This window comes from Nocardioides pinisoli (assembly GCF_024199985.1).
In the GTDB taxonomy this organism is placed as follows: Bacteria; Actinomycetota; Actinomycetes; order Propionibacteriales; family Nocardioidaceae; genus Nocardioides; species Nocardioides pinisoli.
In genome coordinates, this window is record NZ_JANARS010000005.1 from 1 (window position 1) to 14,450 (window position 14,450).

At 73.4% G+C, this 14,450-nt stretch carries 13 protein-coding genes and 1 pseudogene; 7 read left to right on the top strand and 7 right to left on the bottom strand.

Annotation, left to right across the window (positions count from 1 at the left end; all coding sequences use genetic code 11):
* The 4 genes and pseudogenes from NCI01_RS11745 to NCI01_RS11760 all read left to right on the top strand — a co-directional run.
* A pseudogene (locus NCI01_RS11745) lies at positions 1 to 280 on the top strand (hypothetical protein); the annotation flags it as partial.
* A 346-nt stretch (positions 281 to 626) separates the two neighbouring features.
* Positions 627 to 1,145 carry a hypothetical protein gene (locus NCI01_RS11750; protein ID WP_254181678.1) on the top strand — a complete coding sequence of 173 codons (519 nt, stop codon included), beginning with the start codon at positions 627 to 629 and terminating at the stop codon, positions 1,143 to 1,145.
* Positions 1,146 to 1,250: 105 nt separating this feature from the next.
* Positions 1,251 to 2,390 (top strand): sensor histidine kinase, encoded by a 1,140-nt coding sequence (locus NCI01_RS22760; RefSeq protein WP_254181679.1) that lies wholly within the window; start codon positions 1,251 to 1,253, stop codon positions 2,388 to 2,390.
* Positions 2,387 to 3,031 carry a response regulator gene (locus tag NCI01_RS11760; RefSeq protein ID WP_254181680.1) on the top strand — a complete coding sequence of 215 codons (645 nt, stop codon included), beginning with the start codon at positions 2,387 to 2,389 and terminating at the stop codon, positions 3,029 to 3,031. Before NCI01_RS22760 ends, NCI01_RS11760 begins: the two co-directional genes overlap by 4 nt.
* On the opposite strand, the gene NCI01_RS11765 is transcribed toward NCI01_RS11760, so the two are convergent.
* The 5 genes from NCI01_RS11765 to NCI01_RS11785 are packed head-to-tail and all read right to left on the bottom strand — an operon-like array spanning position 3,007 to position 8,000.
* On the bottom strand, positions 3,007 to 3,717 hold the full coding sequence (locus NCI01_RS11765) for a DUF2306 domain-containing protein (RefSeq protein WP_254181681.1): 711 nt from the start codon (positions 3,715 to 3,717) through the stop codon (positions 3,007 to 3,009). The genes NCI01_RS11760 and NCI01_RS11765 overlap by 25 nt on opposite strands.
* A 57-nt stretch (positions 3,718 to 3,774) precedes the next feature.
* A complete protein-coding gene (gene nhaA, locus NCI01_RS11770) occupies positions 3,775 to 5,640 on the bottom strand; it encodes a Na+/H+ antiporter NhaA (RefSeq protein WP_254181682.1) in 1,866 nt (621 codons plus the stop codon).
* The gene (locus NCI01_RS11775) at positions 5,637 to 6,725 is read right to left on the bottom strand and encodes a branched-chain amino acid aminotransferase (RefSeq protein WP_254181683.1); all 1,089 of its coding nucleotides are present in this window, start codon (positions 6,723 to 6,725) and stop codon (positions 5,637 to 5,639) included. The genes nhaA and NCI01_RS11775 overlap by 4 nt, the downstream gene beginning before the upstream one ends.
* A 35-nt stretch (positions 6,726 to 6,760) precedes the next feature.
* Positions 6,761 to 7,849 carry a 3-isopropylmalate dehydrogenase gene (locus NCI01_RS11780; RefSeq protein ID WP_254181684.1) on the bottom strand — a complete coding sequence of 363 codons (1,089 nt, stop codon included), beginning with the start codon at positions 7,847 to 7,849 and terminating at the stop codon, positions 6,761 to 6,763.
* Between the two features lie 10 nt (positions 7,850 to 7,859).
* The gene (locus NCI01_RS11785; protein ID WP_254181685.1) at positions 7,860 to 8,000 is read right to left on the bottom strand and encodes a hypothetical protein; all 141 of its coding nucleotides are present in this window, start codon (positions 7,998 to 8,000) and stop codon (positions 7,860 to 7,862) included.
* Positions 8,001 to 8,421: 421 nt separating this feature from the next.
* Here NCI01_RS11785 and NCI01_RS11790 point away from each other — a divergent pair, with 421 nt between their 5' ends.
* Both NCI01_RS11790 and NCI01_RS11795 read left to right on the top strand, forming a co-directional pair.
* Positions 8,422 to 8,988, top strand: a complete 567-nt coding sequence (locus tag NCI01_RS11790) for an O-methyltransferase (RefSeq protein WP_254181686.1) — start codon at positions 8,422 to 8,424, stop codon at positions 8,986 to 8,988.
* A 35-nt stretch (positions 8,989 to 9,023) separates the two neighbouring features.
* Positions 9,024 to 10,514 carry a gamma-glutamyltransferase gene (locus tag NCI01_RS11795; RefSeq protein ID WP_254181687.1) on the top strand — a complete coding sequence of 497 codons (1,491 nt, stop codon included), beginning with the start codon at positions 9,024 to 9,026 and terminating at the stop codon, positions 10,512 to 10,514.
* Here the strand turns inward: NCI01_RS11795 and yczE are convergent.
* Positions 10,480 to 11,181 (bottom strand): membrane protein YczE, encoded by a 702-nt coding sequence (yczE, locus tag NCI01_RS11800; protein WP_254181688.1) that lies wholly within the window; start codon positions 11,179 to 11,181, stop codon positions 10,480 to 10,482. The two genes, NCI01_RS11795 and yczE, sit on opposite strands and share 35 nt — an antisense overlap.
* An 89-nt stretch (positions 11,182 to 11,270) precedes the next feature.
* Here yczE and yczR point away from each other — a divergent pair, with 89 nt between their 5' ends.
* Positions 11,271 to 12,695, top strand: coding sequence for a MocR-like transcription factor YczR (gene yczR, locus NCI01_RS11805; RefSeq protein WP_254181689.1), 1,425 nt, complete (start codon positions 11,271 to 11,273; stop codon positions 12,693 to 12,695).
* Between the two features lie 11 nt (positions 12,696 to 12,706).
* Here yczR and serA read toward each other — a convergent pair whose 3' ends face one another.
* Positions 12,707 to 14,311, bottom strand: coding sequence for a phosphoglycerate dehydrogenase (serA, locus tag NCI01_RS11810; RefSeq protein WP_254181690.1), 1,605 nt, complete (start codon positions 14,309 to 14,311; stop codon positions 12,707 to 12,709).
* Positions 14,312 to 14,450 lie beyond the last annotated feature (139 nt).

A 14,450-nucleotide genomic window follows, 5' to 3' on the forward strand; every position in this document is an offset into this window, starting at 1 on the left:
CGTCATCCCCCACGACCCCGACGCCGAAGCCGAAGGCCGACCCCAACCCGGACCCACCGCCACCTGGAACCTGGCCTGCCTGTGCCGCTCCCACCACCGGCTGAAGACGCACTCGGCCTGGCGGTACGAGATGGTCGCGCCCGGGGTCTTCGAGTGGACCAGCCCTCACGGGCACGGCTACCGACGCGACCACACCGGCACGAGCTCGATCGACCCAACGATCACGAAGTCGGGCGCCCCGCCGGATCCGCCCGTCATCCCGCGACCCCGCCGACGATGACCCCGCCCCGCACCCCGCCACCCACCAGGTAGCGGGGCCACAGGCACGTCCCGGTCCAGCAACGCGGCGCCGGCTGCGGCCGGCGGGGTCACGACACCAGCGACGACTTCTCTTGAGACGCGGCGATCCCCCGAGCCGTCCCGCCGGAGGACCCGAGGACGACAGCTCGCGCCCCTTTGTCCGCTGCCGGTGGAATCGTCACCGCCCGGCCCTCGAGGACGCGGCGACGCGTGGGCACTCACAAGCCCCAGAAGGGACCGCTCAAGGCGACGTACGCCGATCAGCGACGTCGTCTGCTTCGACGAGACCGCTCGACGTCCGACGCTCCGGACCTAGTGTGGGCCTCGTGGAGCCGTGGGGAGCAGCGTTGTTCGGAGAGCCGTGCCGGCAGTGTGGCTTCCGCTGGTCGATCACCCCGCCGGAGGCCGTCTCATGGGTGCGTGGTTTCGGGGGACGGGCGCGGGAAACAACCTGTTCCCTGACGGGCGAGGAACAAGTCGACGGCTGGTCGGTTGCCGCCTACGTCGCCCACGTCGGCGACAACCTCCGCCAGTGGTCCGAACGCGTCCAGGCCGCACGTCTGGCGGGGCGGCCCGAGGTGGCCGGCTACGACCCCGATGCGCTCGCCGACGCCAGGGGCTATGCGTCCATCCCGCTCGAGGTCGCGCTGTGGTCGGCGAGCAGCGCCGCCGAGCGATGGGCGGACGTGATCGAGGCAGCGCTGCACGAGGGCGTCGAGCTGCGACACGCGACGCGGGGCGTGCAGCGTGCGGAGGATGTCGCGCGCAACAACTGCCACGACGCCTACCACCACATCTGGGACATCCGCAGGATCGTGGAGGCATCGACACCCCGGGAGCGCTGAACGCGCGCAAGGAACGCGCCCGGGATCGCGCCGACGCCGTACGCGCGTGACCACTCGGCCATCCGGCCGATCCGAGAGCCAGCCACCACGCACTAGCGTGCATCCGTGCTCACCCGCGTCCGTTCACTGGCCCTGTCCGTGTGGCGGCTGCCCGCGGCACCGGGCGCCCGCCCACCCGGACGGATCGACCACGCCTTCGTCGCGGCCGTGGCTGTGCTGGCCGTGGTCGAGGTGGTGCTGGTCAACCCTGACCTGGACGGTCGCTGGCTCGGGCTCGCGGCGTTCCTCGTCTGGCTGCCGTCCCTCCTGGTGCGACGCACGATGCCCCTCGTCACCGCGGGGACGTTCGTCGTCGTGGCGGCCGCACTGGGAGTGGTCGAGTGGACGACCGGCAGCGCTCCCGCCGACCTCGGGACCGCCATTGTGGCGCTGCTGATCCCCTACTCGCTCGTGCGGTGGGCCACGGGCAAGGACGCCGTGCTGGGTCTCGCCCTCTTCGCGATGGTCGCCGCCACATCCTTGTACACCCAGGACCTGCCCACCGGGGACCGGATCGGCGGCATCTCGGTCATCGTGGCGGCCGTCGCGCTGGGCATCGCCGTGCGGGCGCGGTCCATGCTCCACACGCGCCAGCTCGACGACGTACGCCGTGACGAGCGGGAGCGCCTCGCCCGCGACCTCCACGACACGGTCGCCCACCACCTCACGGCCATCGCGATCAGCGCGCAGGCCGGCCTGGCGGTCGCCGAGCGTGAGCCCGGCGCCGCCACGGACGCCCTGCGCCGCATCGACGAGGAGGCGACGCGCACGCTGGCGGAGACCCGGAAGGTGCTGCGCGTGCTCCGCACCGAGGACGACCCGCGCGAGCGGCCGCTGGCGGACCTCCGCGGCCTGGCCAGCGGCGGGCCGGGACCGGTGGTGGCGGTCGCGGTCGACGACGACCTCGACGACCTGTCCCCCACGATCGCCGCCGCCCTGCAGCGCATCGCCCAGGAGGCCGTCGCCAACGCGCGCCGGCACGCCCGCGACGCCACCCTCGTGCAGGTCCGGGTCGTCCGGCAGCAGGACGGCGTGGAGCTCGAGGTCACCGACGACGGGCGCGGCTCGACCGGCAGCGGCGACGGCTTCGGCATCATCGGCATGACCGAGCGCGCCACCCTGCTCGGCGGGCACCTCGAGGCGGGGCCGCGAGCCCCGCTCGACGGGTGGCGCGTCACCGCACGACTCCCGCTGGAGGTCCGATGACGCTGCGCGTGCTGGTCGCCGACGACCAGGAGATCGTCCGCACCGGGCTCGCGATGATCCTCGGCGCCCAAGAGGGCATCGAGGTCGTCGCCACGGCCGTCGACGGGCAGGACGCCGTCGAGCAGGCGCGGGCGCTGCGTCCCGACGTGTGCCTGCTCGACATCCGCATGCCCCGGCTCAACGGCATCGAGGCCACGCGGGCACTGGCCGGACCCGACGTCGCCGACCCGATGGCGGTGGTCGTGGTGACCACCTTCGACCTCGACGACTACGTCTACGGGGCGCTCCTCGCCGGGGCGCGCGGCTTCCTGCTCAAGGACTGCGGGCCGCAGCTGCTCACCCACGCGGTGCGCGCGGCGGCGGACGGCGGGTCGCTGATCGCCCCGACGGTGACCACGCGCCTGCTGCGCACCTTCGCCGGTCGCGACACTCCCCCGCAGCCCGTGACACCCCTGACGGAGCGCGAGGAGCAGGTGCTGGTCGCCGTGGCCCGCGGCCTGACCAACCACGAGGTCGCCGCTGAGCTCTACATCTCGCTCAGCACCGTCAAGACCCACCTCGGCTCGCTCATGGCCAAGCTGGGCGTGCGCAACCGCGTGGAGCTCGCGCTCTGGGCCTACCAGACCCGGCGCCTCGACTGACCGGGGCGGCTGTCCGACTGGCCGCCCGACTGGCTCCGCCGCACCAGCCACTCCGCGACGGCGAGGTTGAGCACCCACGCGAACCCCATCCCGGCCGCCTTGAGGTCGCTGCCCGGCTGGTCGACGAACAGCATCATCGGTCCGAGGACGAGCGCCTGCGTGCCCGCGCCCTGCGCGACGGCGTACGACCTGGCCATCCACCGCTGATGGGCGCGCACGTCGTGGGCGCGGATCGCAGCGAGGCCGAGGACGAGCCCGACCGCCATGAGCGTGCCGAAGAACAGGCGGAGCCACATGAGCGCGGCGTTGTCGTGGACGGGCAGGTCGTCGGAGACCGCCATCACCAGCCCGCTCACTGCGGCGGCGAGGCCGGCGGGGACGAGGACCCGCCCGCTCCACCGGTGCCACCGAGGACGCCGGCGACGCAGGGACGGCACGAACTGGAAGGCACCCAGCACGCAGAAGGTCGTCGCGCCGAGGATGTGGACCACGATGGGGACCGGGAGGTCGAAGAAGCGGGCGTTCTCGCTCGTCCGTCCGGATGAGAGGTCCACGAGCCGGGCGGCGCCCGCGGCCACCGGCACGAACGTGAGTGCCAGCAGGCTCGCGGCGATCCACCACTCGCGGCGGCGACGGGGGCGGGCCGGGTGCGGGTCGGTCCGGTCGGACGCGATGGTCGTCGTCATGCCCACGAGCCTCGCGGCGCCGGACGTACGACGCATCGGCCCGCAGGCCGGCGTGGGTCAGCCGATCGGCCGAGCCGCCGGCGTCGACGACTCGAGCGCCGCGATGAGGGTCAGGGCGTCGTGGGGACCGATGTGGCGGGTGTCGCCGATGAAGAAGGTCGGGGTCCCGCGCACGCCGCTCTCCTCGGCCGAGGCGACGTCGTGGGCGACGTGGCGGGCGAGGTCGTCGTCGTCGAGGTCGCGCAGGAAGGCCTCGACGTCGAGATCCAGGCCGGCCGCGTAGCCGACGAGGTCCTCCAGCTCGAGCTCGTCCTGGTGGGCGAAGAGGACGTCGTGCATGTCCCAGTAGCGCCCCTGGCGCGCGGCGGCCTCGGCGCCCAGGGCGGCCAGCTCGGCGTGCGGGTGGACCGGCAGCGGCAGGTGGCGGGTGACGTAGCGCAGGCGGTCTCCGAAGTGGGCGCGCAGCTCCTTGCCGACCCCGCTGACGCGGGCGCAGAAGGGGCACTCGAAGTCGAGGTACTCCACCAGCGTCAGCGGCGCGTCGACCGGGCCGGCGATGTGGTCGCGGGCGGGGTCGACCGGCCGGCTGAGGTGCGTCGGCAGCGCCGCGTCGCGCTGGCCGAGCAAGCGGGCGGCGAAGCGGAAGGCGAGCCAGCCGGCGAGGCTCGCGAGCGCCGCGGCGAGCAGCACCCCCACCCGCGCCTCGTCCTGCAACCGGGAGGACTCGAAGGCGAGGCTGATGATGAGCAGCGACACCGTGAAGCCGATGCCGGAGAGGGCGCCACCGGCCAGGGTGTGGCCCAGGCCGACCCCCTGGGGCAGCCGTCCCCATCCCAGCCGGACGCTGGTCCAGGCGCCGGCGAAGATGCCGAGCGCCTTGCCGACGACGAGGCCGAGCACGATGCCCCACATCATCCGCGAGCCGAGCGCGTCGGCGAGGACGCCGTCGCGCAGGTCCACCCCGGCGTTGGCGAGCGCGAAGACCGGTACGACGACGTGGCTGGTCGGGGTGTGCAGCGCCTCCTGCAGGCGCTCGTTGACCGAGATGGCTCGGGTCAGCGACCGCCGTGCCACGCGCTGCACCCCGGGCATCGGGGACTGCCGGAAGGCGCGGAAGCTGCGCGCCGCGTCCTCGACGTCGGATCGGCGCGGGTCGAGGGCGGGGACGAGCAGGCCGCTGAGCATCCCGGCGATCGAGGCGTGCACGCCCGACTCGAGCGTGGCGACCCACAGGACCAGCACGACCAGCACGTAGGGCGTCGCCTGCCACACGCCCGCGCGGCCGAGCCCGACCAGCACGAGCAGGCAGGCGCCGGCGACGGCGAGCGCGCCGAGGGAGAGGTCGTCGGAGTAGACGACGCCGATGACGCTGACCGCCACGATGTCGTCGATGACCGTCAGGGTCAGCAGGAAGATCCGCAGCTGGGTTGAGACGGCGGGACCCACCAGCGCCATCACGCCGAGCAGGAAGGCGGTGTCGGTGCCGATGACCGCACCCCAGCCGGCCGCGGCCTCGCCGGACGGGTTGAGGGCGAGGAAGATCGCGGCCGGCACGAGCATGCCCGTGACGCCCGCGACGAGCGGCACCACGACGCGACTGCGGTCGACGAGCTCGCCGATGGCGAACTCCTTGCGCACCTCGAGGCCGATGACGAAGAAGAAGACGACCATGAGGCCGTCGTTGATCCAGTGGTGCAGGTCCATCGTCAGGCCGCCGTCACCGAAGCTGACGGACACCTCGGTGTGCCAGAGGTCCACGTAGGCCTGTGACCAGGGCGAGTTGGCCCACACCAGCGCGACGAGCGCGGCGACCACGAGCATGCCCGCCGAGCCGGACTCGGTCCGGATGAAGTCGCGCAATGACCGCGAGCTCTGCGCTTCGAACGCGGCGGAGCCCTGGCAGGAGGACTGGTCCTCGCTCACACCACGCGGTGCATCCAGCCGAAGGTGTCCTCGGCACGCCCGAACTGCATGCCGACGAGCGCCTCGCGGATCTGCATGGTGAGGTCGGTGCTGGCAGGTGCGGGCGTGACGCCCTGCGGCGAGCGCAGCTCCCCGACCGGGGTCACGACAGCGGCCGTGCCGCACGCGAAGATCTCGGTGATCTCGCCCGACGCGACGCCGTCGCGCCACTCGTCGATGGAGAACTTCCGCTCCTCGACCGCGTGGCCGAGCTTGCCGGCCAGCTCGATGATCGAGGCGCGGGTGATGCCCTCGAGGATCGTGCCGGTCTCGGGGGTGACGATGTGGCCGTCGGCGTGGACGAAGAAGAGGTTCATCCCGCCGAGCTCCTCGATGTAGCGGAACTCCTGGTCGTCGAGGAAGACGACCTGGTCGCAGCCCTTCTCGATCGCCTCGCGCTGGGCGGCGAGCGACGCGGCGTAGTTGCCGCCGGTCTTGGCCGCGCCCATGCCGCCGCGGCCGGCGCGCGTGAAGGTCTCCGACAGCCACAGGTTGACCGGCGTGACGCCGCCCTTGAAGTAGGCCCCCGCGGGCGAGGCGATGACCATGAACGTCACGTGCTGGGCCGGCCGGACGCCGAGGAAGACCTCGGAGGCGAACATGAAGGGACGCAGGTAGAGCGACTTCTCGCCCTGGCCCTGGTCTGACGAGTTCTCGGGCACCCAGCGCTGGTCGGCCCGCACCAGCTCGTCGACGCAGGCCACGAAGTCCTCGACCGGCAGCTCGGGGAAGGCGAGGCGCTGCGAGGAGCGCACCATCCGCGCGGCGTTCTGCTCGGGCCGGAAGGTCCAGATCGAGCCGTCGCCGTGCCGGTAGGCCTTCATCCCCTCGAAGGTCTCCTGCGCGTAGTGCAGGACCGCCGTCGCCGGGTCGAGCGTCAGCGGGCCGTAGGGCTCGATGCGCGCGGCGTGCCACCCGTCCTCGGGCGTCCACTCGACCGTGAGCATGTGGTCGGTGAAGTGCTGCCCGAACCCGGGGTTCGCGAGGATCTCCGCGAGCCTGGCGTCGTCGACGGGCGTGGGGTTGGCGGTCGTGCTGATCTGCATGGGGTCAACCTACTCAGGTCTGGCTCGGGTGCGCCTCAGAGGCGGGCGGCGATGGCGTCCCCGACCTCGCTCGTACGACGACTCGTGCCGGGGTCGCGCTCGGTGAGGTCGGCCAGCACGGCCGCCTCGATCGCGGCCGCCGCCTCGGCGTGGCCGAGGTGGTCGAGCAGCAGCGCGCCGGAGAGGATCGCGGCGGTCGGGTCGGCCTTCTGCTGCCCGGCGATGTCGGGGGCCGAGCCGTGGACGGGCTCGAACATCGACGGGGCCGTCCGGTCGGGGTTGACGTTGCCGGAGGCGGCCAGCCCGATGCCACCGGTGATGGCGGCGGCGAGGTCGGTGATGATGTCGCCGAAGAGGTTGTCGGTGACGATCACGTCGAAGCGGGCGGGGTCGGTGGCCATGAAGATCATGGCCGCGTCGATGTGGATGTAGTCGGTGGTCACGTCCGGGTGCTCGGCGGCGACGGACTCGAAGAGCCGCCACCACAGCGAGCCCGCGTTGACCAGCACGTTGGTCTTGTGGACCAGCGTGAGCTTCTTGCGCGGCCGCTTCTCGGCGCGGGCGAAGGCGTCGCGGATCACCCGCTCGACGCCGTAGGCCGTGTTGACCGACACCTCGGTCGCCACCTCCGCCGGTGTGCCGACGCGGAGGGCGCCGCCGTTGCCCGTGTAGGGGCCCTCGGTGCCCTCGCGCACGACGACGAAGTCGATGTCGCCCTTGCTCAGGACGTGGTCGGCCAGGGGTGAGACCGAGCCCGGGAAGAGCCGCGACGGACGGAGGTTGACGTAGTGGTCGAGCTCGAAGCGCAGGCGCAGGAGCAGCCCGCGCTCGAGGATGCCGGGAGGCAGGTTCGGGTCGTTGGGCTTGCCACCCACGGCGCCCAGCAGGATCGCGTCGTGCTGGCGGATCTCCGCGAGCACCGAGTCGGGCAGCACCTCGCCGGTGGCGAGGTAGCGCTCGGCGCCCAGGTCGTAGCGCGTCGGCGAGAACTTCACCGGCGAGGCGACCTCGAGGACCTTGAGGGCCTCGGCCGTCACCTCCGGCCCGATGCCGTCGCCGGGGATGACGGCGAGGGTCGGGCTGTCGGTGTCGCGGACTGCTGCGGTCTGGGATGGGTCAGGCATGCGGCGAACGTTAGTTGTCGTCCGGACGCTGGCCGCCGCCGTCTCGTAGGTCAAGCGCCCGCTGGACGGCGACCGCCGTGTTCTCGGCGCTGCGCGGGTTCTCCGGGTCGTGGGCCGCGGGGCCCCAGGTGTCGGGGTACATCTCGTACATGGGTCTCACTCCTGGATGACTGGTCGGGGTGAGCCCGAAGCCGCCGACACCGCGGCGGGTGGGGGAAGCAGGACGTCGGGGATCGCCCGGGCCCGGCTGCCGGCCGACGAGCGTGCGGGTCGCGCAGGACTGCGACGGACCCGCCGCGAAGGCGGTGGCTTCGAGCTCGGCTGAGCTGATGCTCAGCGGAGGGGCGAAAGGCCGGGGGGCGGAACCTCGTCACGCCGAACACCGCGACGAGGTGGCCTCTCTGTCAGGCCTCGCCGCGGCAGTCGATGAGTACGAAGACGCTCCGCATGATGGACAGACTGTACGACCGCCACCAGGTCGGCGACACCGGTTTTCCACGAACGTGTCAGATCGTGAGACGTCGGCCCGTCCCCTGGGATCGCGGGCGAGGAATGACAGACTCGGCGACCTCATGTCTGCTCCTCCGGATCTCCCCGACATCGTCCAGCGCGCCTTCGACGTCTGCCGCCAGGCCGGCTACGTCGCGTTCTGCCGCAACGAGACCGGTCGCCTCCTCGCGACCCTCGCCGCGACGCGGGGCGGCACGATGGCCGAGTTCGGCACCGGCTGCGGCGTCGGCACCGCGTGGCTGCGCAGCGGCGTACGCAACGGGGCGCGGATCCTCACCGCGGAGCTCGACGAGTCCCTGGCCGGCGCGGCGTCGAAGATCTTCGACGACGACGCGAAGGTCGAGGTGCTTGCCGCCGACTGGAGCGTCCTGCACGAGCACGGCCCCTTCTCGCTGCTCTTCCTCGACTCCGGCACGCCGTCGGAGGTCGGGGTCGACGCCGTCATCGACCTCGTCGAGCCCGGCGGCATCGTCGTGCTCGACGACTTCGCCCCGTGCGAGTCCTGGCCGCCGATCACCTACGGCCGCGTCGACACGCTGCGAGAGCAGTGGCTCACCGACGAGCGGTTCACGGCGGTCGAGGTGATGGTGGCCGCCGACGCGTCCGCCGTCATCGCCACCCGGCGCTGAGCGCCCGCGCGCGCCCGGCCGTGAGACCTCTCGCCGTGGCGGCTCCGAGCCCGGAGGCCGCGGACGCCGCCGAGGCGATCGCCCGTGCGGGCGGCTCGGCAGTGGACGCCGCGATCGCGGCCGCCCTGGTCGCGATGGTGACCGAGGTGGGGCTCGTCTCGCTGAGCTCGGGCGGCTTCGTCACGGTGCAGCCGGCGGCCGGAGCGGCCTACACGGTCGACGGGTGGATGGACCGGCCCGGCATCGGCCGCGACGCCGGGTCCGCGCCGGCACGGACGTGGGACGTCTCCACCGAGTACGGCGGCGGGGTGGACATCACGATCGGCGCCGGGTCGGTCGCCACGCACGGGTCCCTCGCCGCCTTCGGCGAGGCCCACGCCCGCGACGGACGCCTGCCCTGGGCGGAGCTCGTCGGACCGGCGATCGACGTGGCGCGCGGCGGCTTCGCCCTGGGCTCGGCGTCGCGCTACTACCTGCGCCACGTCCACGAGTCGATCTTCGGGTGGGACCCGGCGAGCCACGCCGCCCTCCACGACTCCACGGGTCGGCTGACCGAGGAGCGCGTCGTCGTCGCCGACCTCGCGACGACGCTGGAGCACATCGCGAGCACGGGCCCGCGCGCCCTCCACCAGGGCGACCTCGCCGTCGCGATCGCGGCCGACGTCGGCGCCCGCGGCGGGCTCCTCGGCCACGCCGACCTGGCGGCGTACGCACCGGTCGTCCGCGAGCCGCTGACCACCCGCGTCCACGGGTGGCGGCTCGCGACCGCGACGGCCCCCTCGGTCGGCGGCGTGGTCCTCGCGGCCATGCTGCGGCTGCTCGAGGACCGGCCCCGGGGCGGCTGGGAACCCGCCGACGTGGAGCACCTCGTCCGGGTGCAGCGCGCGGTCCTCGGCCACCGGCGCGAGGTGCTGGAGGTCGCTGCCGACCTCCCGGCCGCGTCCCGCGCCTGGCTCGACCGGGTCGACGCCGACCACCGGGCGGTGCTCGAGTCCGGGTCGACGGCCCACGTGTCGGTCACCGACGCCGACGGCTCGGCCTGCTCCCTCACGGTGTCGTCGGGCTACGGCGCCGGGATGGTCGCGGCCGGCACCGGGATCTGGCTCAACAACTGCCTCGGCGAGCAGGAGCTCAACCCGCCGGCCCGGCAGGTGACCGCCGGCTCGCGCCTGCTCTCCAACATGGCCCCGGTCGTCGGACGCCACGACGACGGGTCCACCCTGGCGATCGGCTCGCCGGGCGCCGACCGCATCACCACGGCCGTCGTGTCCGCCCTGGCCGGCTTCGTCAACGGCGGGCTCGACCTCCACGCCGCCGTGGCGCACCCGCGGGTGCACGTCCACCGGGCGGGACTGCCCGACGAGGACGTTCGCGTCGAGGACGAGCTGTCGATGTACTTCGGTGGCGTCGGCGCGGCACTCACGCGACCCGACGGGCACCTCGAGGCCGTCGCCGACCCGCGCCGCGACGGGGTCGCCCGGGTGGTCGGAGTCAGTCGACCGCCGGGGCCATCAGGTCGACGGTGAACCAGGGCAGCATCAGCTGGGTGAGCGGGCCGATCGCGAGCGCGTAGACCACCGTCCCCACGCCGAGGACGCCGCCGAGCAGGAGGCCGACGACCACGACGAAGACCTCGAGTCCGGTGCGGACGAGGCGCAGCGAGAGCCCGGTGCGGCGCGCGAGACCCGTCATCAGGCCGTCGCGCGGGCCCCGGCCGAGCTGGGCACCTATGTAGAGCGCGCTTGCCAGCCCGCAGAGCAGGACGCCGCCCGCCATCAGGCCGAGCCGGGCCGCGATCGCGTCCGGCCGGACGAGCACGGCGAGGGTCGCGTCGGCGGACAGACCCACGACGACGGCGTTGCTGATGGTGCCGAGCCCCGGCATCTCCCGCAGCGGGATCCACAGCACGAGCACGACGAAGCTGAAGAGCACGACCGCCTGGCCGAGGGTCATCGGCACGTGGCGGACGAAGCCGGAGTGCAGCACGTCCCACGGCGCCAGGCCGATCGCACCACGCACCATCAGCGCCAGCGAGACGCCGTAGAGGACGAGCCCGACGTAGAGCTGGGGCAGGCGCCGGCCGAGCCGCCCGGCGCGCAGCTGGGCGAGGGGGCCGAGGTCGACGAGGACGCCGCGGGGTGCGAGGGCGGTGCCGGCGGGGCTGCCGGCGGGGATCGGGGTCGTGCGGGTCATGGCACCTATCGTGACCACGATTGGCCTTGTCCGACATAGCCAATCGTGGAACAGTGGCCTGCATGACCCGCGTCCTGCACGCTCAGCGCGTGGCCACCTTGGTCGGCACGTTCCCCCGCTCCCCCGCCTATCTCGGCCTGGCCGAGAGCTTGCGCGTCCTGATCGGCGACGGGCGGATCGGCATCGACGTACGCCTGCCGAGCGAGCGCGACCTGACCGCCGCCCTCGACGTCTCGCGCAGCACCGTGACCCGCGCCTACGAGGTGCTGCGGGAGTCCGGCTACGCCGAGGCCCGCCGCGGGTCCGGCACCTTCACCACCGTTCCGGGCGGGCAGCGCCGCGCGCACGACCGGTCGCTGATGCCGGGCACCGGCGGCGAGGACGTCATCGACCTCAACTGCGCGGCCCACTCCGCGCCGCCCGGCCTGGTCGAGGCCTACCAGCGCGCGACCGAGCAGCTGCCGGCCTACCTGAGCGGCCCGGGCTACTTCCCGCTCGGCGTGCCCGCGCTGCAGGCGCGGATCGCGGCCGCCTACGAGGCCCGCGGGCTGCCGACCGTGCCCGAGCAGGTCATGGTGACGGCCGGGGCACTCGCGGCGGCGTCCGTCGTGGCGCAGGCCTTCACCGCCCCGGGCGAGCGGGTCGTCGTCGAGTCACCGACCTACCCCAACGCCACCCAGGCGGTGCGGCACGCGGGAGCCCGCCTGGTCGCCGCGACGGTCGACCCCGACGGGTGGGACCTCGACCAGCTGGCCGCCACGCTGCGCCAGACCTCGCCCCGCCTGGCCTACCTGATCCCCGACTTCCAGAACCCGACCGGGCAGCTGATGGACGACGACCAGCGCGCGGAGCTCGCCCGGGCCCTCGCCCGCACGCGCACCACCGTCGTCGCCGACGAGGCCCACCAGGCGCTCGCCCTGAGACCGGGCCTGGCCGACGACATGCCACGGCCGCTCGCGGCCCACGCCCCCGACGCCATCACCATCGGCAGTGCGAGCAAGTCGTTCTGGGGCGGGCTGCGCCTGGGCTGGGTGCGGGCCCCGCTCGCCGACATGGACCGGCTGCTGCAGGCGCGCATCGGCCTCGACCTGGGCGCGCCGGTCTTCGAGCAGCTGGTGCTCGCCGACCTGCTGGATCACGCCCACGAGGTGCTGCCGGCCCACCGCGAGCGGCTCCTCACCGGACGCGACGCCCTCGTCGCGGCCGTCCGTGAGCACCTGCCGTCGTGGCGCTTCCGGGTCCCCGAGGGCGGGCTGGCGCTCTGGTGCGAGCTGCCTGAGGCGCTCGGCACCGCGACGACGGTCGAGGCCGAGCGCCGCGGGCTGGTCGTCGCACCGGGGCCGGTCTTCGCGGTGGAGGGTGGCCTCGACCGCTTCGTCCGGATCCCCTGGACCGCCTCCCCCGACGACCTGACCGAGGCCGTACGACGCCTCGCCGCCGCGTGGGAGCACGTGTCCACCGACGCGGCCCGGCCGACAGCGCGTCGCGCTGCCGGGCGGGTGATGGTCGCCTAGCGGCGACCGCCTCAGACCAGGTCGGCGGCGCGCACCGAGACCGCGTCGATGGCGGCCTCGATCTCAGCGAGGGTCTCGGCCGGGATCGCCGAGTCGACGCTGAGCGCGACGAGCGCCTCGCCACCCTTGCCCTGGCGGGACACCTGCATGCCGGCGATGTTGACCTGCGCGTCGCCCAGGATCCCGCCGACGGTGCCGACCATGCCGGGCCGGTCGGCGTAGGTGAAGAACGCGAGGTGCTCGGTGGGCTCGATGTCGACGTCGAAGCCGTTGACCTCGACCAGCCGCTCCTTCTGCGCCAGCCCCACGAGCGTCCCGCTGACCGACACCTGGGTGCCGTCGGCGAGGGTGCCGCGCAGCGTGATCAGGTTGCGGTGGTCGGGGCTCTCCGCCTCGGTCACCAGGCGCACCTCGGTGCCACGCTCGGCCGCGAGCAGCGGGGCGTTGACGTAGGAGACCTGCTCCTCGACGATGTCGGCGAAGACCCCCTTCAGCGCGGCCAGCTCGAGCACCTTGACGTCGTACTCCGTGATCTCGCCGCGGACCTCCACGTCGAGCTGCTGGGCGACCTCGCCGGCGAGCGCGGTGAAGACGCGGCCCAGCTTCTCGGTGAGCGGGATGCCGGGACGGACGTCCTCGGCGATGACCCCGCCCTGCACGTTGACCGCGTCCGGGACCAGCTCGCCGCCCAGCGCGAGGCGGACCGACCGGGCGACGGCGACGCCCGCCTTCTCCTGGGCCTCGTCGGTGGAGGCGCCGAGGTGGGGGGTGGCGACGACGTTCTCGAGCTCGAACAGCGGGCTGTCGGTGCAGGGCTCGCTCGCGAAGACGTCGAGGCCGGCCGCGGCGATCTGGCCGGTCTTGAGGGCGTCGAACAGCGCGGCCTCGTCGACGATCCCGCCGCGGGCGGCGTTGACCAGGACCAGGCTGCGCTTGGCCCGGGCGAGCTGGTCGGCACCGATCAGGCCGACCGTCTCCGGCGTCTTGGGCAGGTGGACGCTCATGAAGTCGGACTCGGCGAGCAGCGTGTCGAGGTCGACGAGGCGTACGCCCATCTGCGCGGCGCGACCGGCCTGCACGTAGGGGTCGTAGGCGATGACCTTCATGCCGAAGGCGCTGAGGCGCTGGGCGACGAGGACGCCGATGCGGCCGAGGCCGACGATGCCGACGGTCTTCTCGTAGAGCTCGATGCCGGTGTACTTCGACCGCTTCCACTCGCCTCCGCGGAGCGCGGCGTGGGCCGGGCTGATGTGGCGGGCCGCCGCGAGCATCAGCGCGACGGCGAGCTCGGCGGCGCTGACGATGTTGGAGGTCGGCGCGTTGACGACCATGACGCCGGCCTGGGTGGCGGCCCTGACGTCGACGTTGTCGAGGCCGACCCCGGCGCGGGCGACGACCTTCAGCCGCTGCGCCGCGGCGAGCGCCTCGGCGTCGACCTTGGTCGCGGAGCGCACCAGGATCGCGTCGACGTCGGCGATCGCCGGGATGAGCTCGGCGCGGTCGGCTCCGTTGCAGCTGCGGATCTCGAAGTCCGGGCCGAGCGCCTCGATCGTGGCGGGGCTCAGCTCTTCGGCGATGAGCACGACTGGCCGGGCGTGGGTGGCGGGTGCGTTCACAGCGGGGTCCTCGTGGAGTGGCAAGGGTCTGTCCGGGACTGCACGACGCTGTGCCCGGCCCACACTACCCGCGGGTCAGCCCGGCCCTCGAACCCGTCCCACTCCTCAGCCCCGGACCCCACGCAGCCCCCGCTCCCCA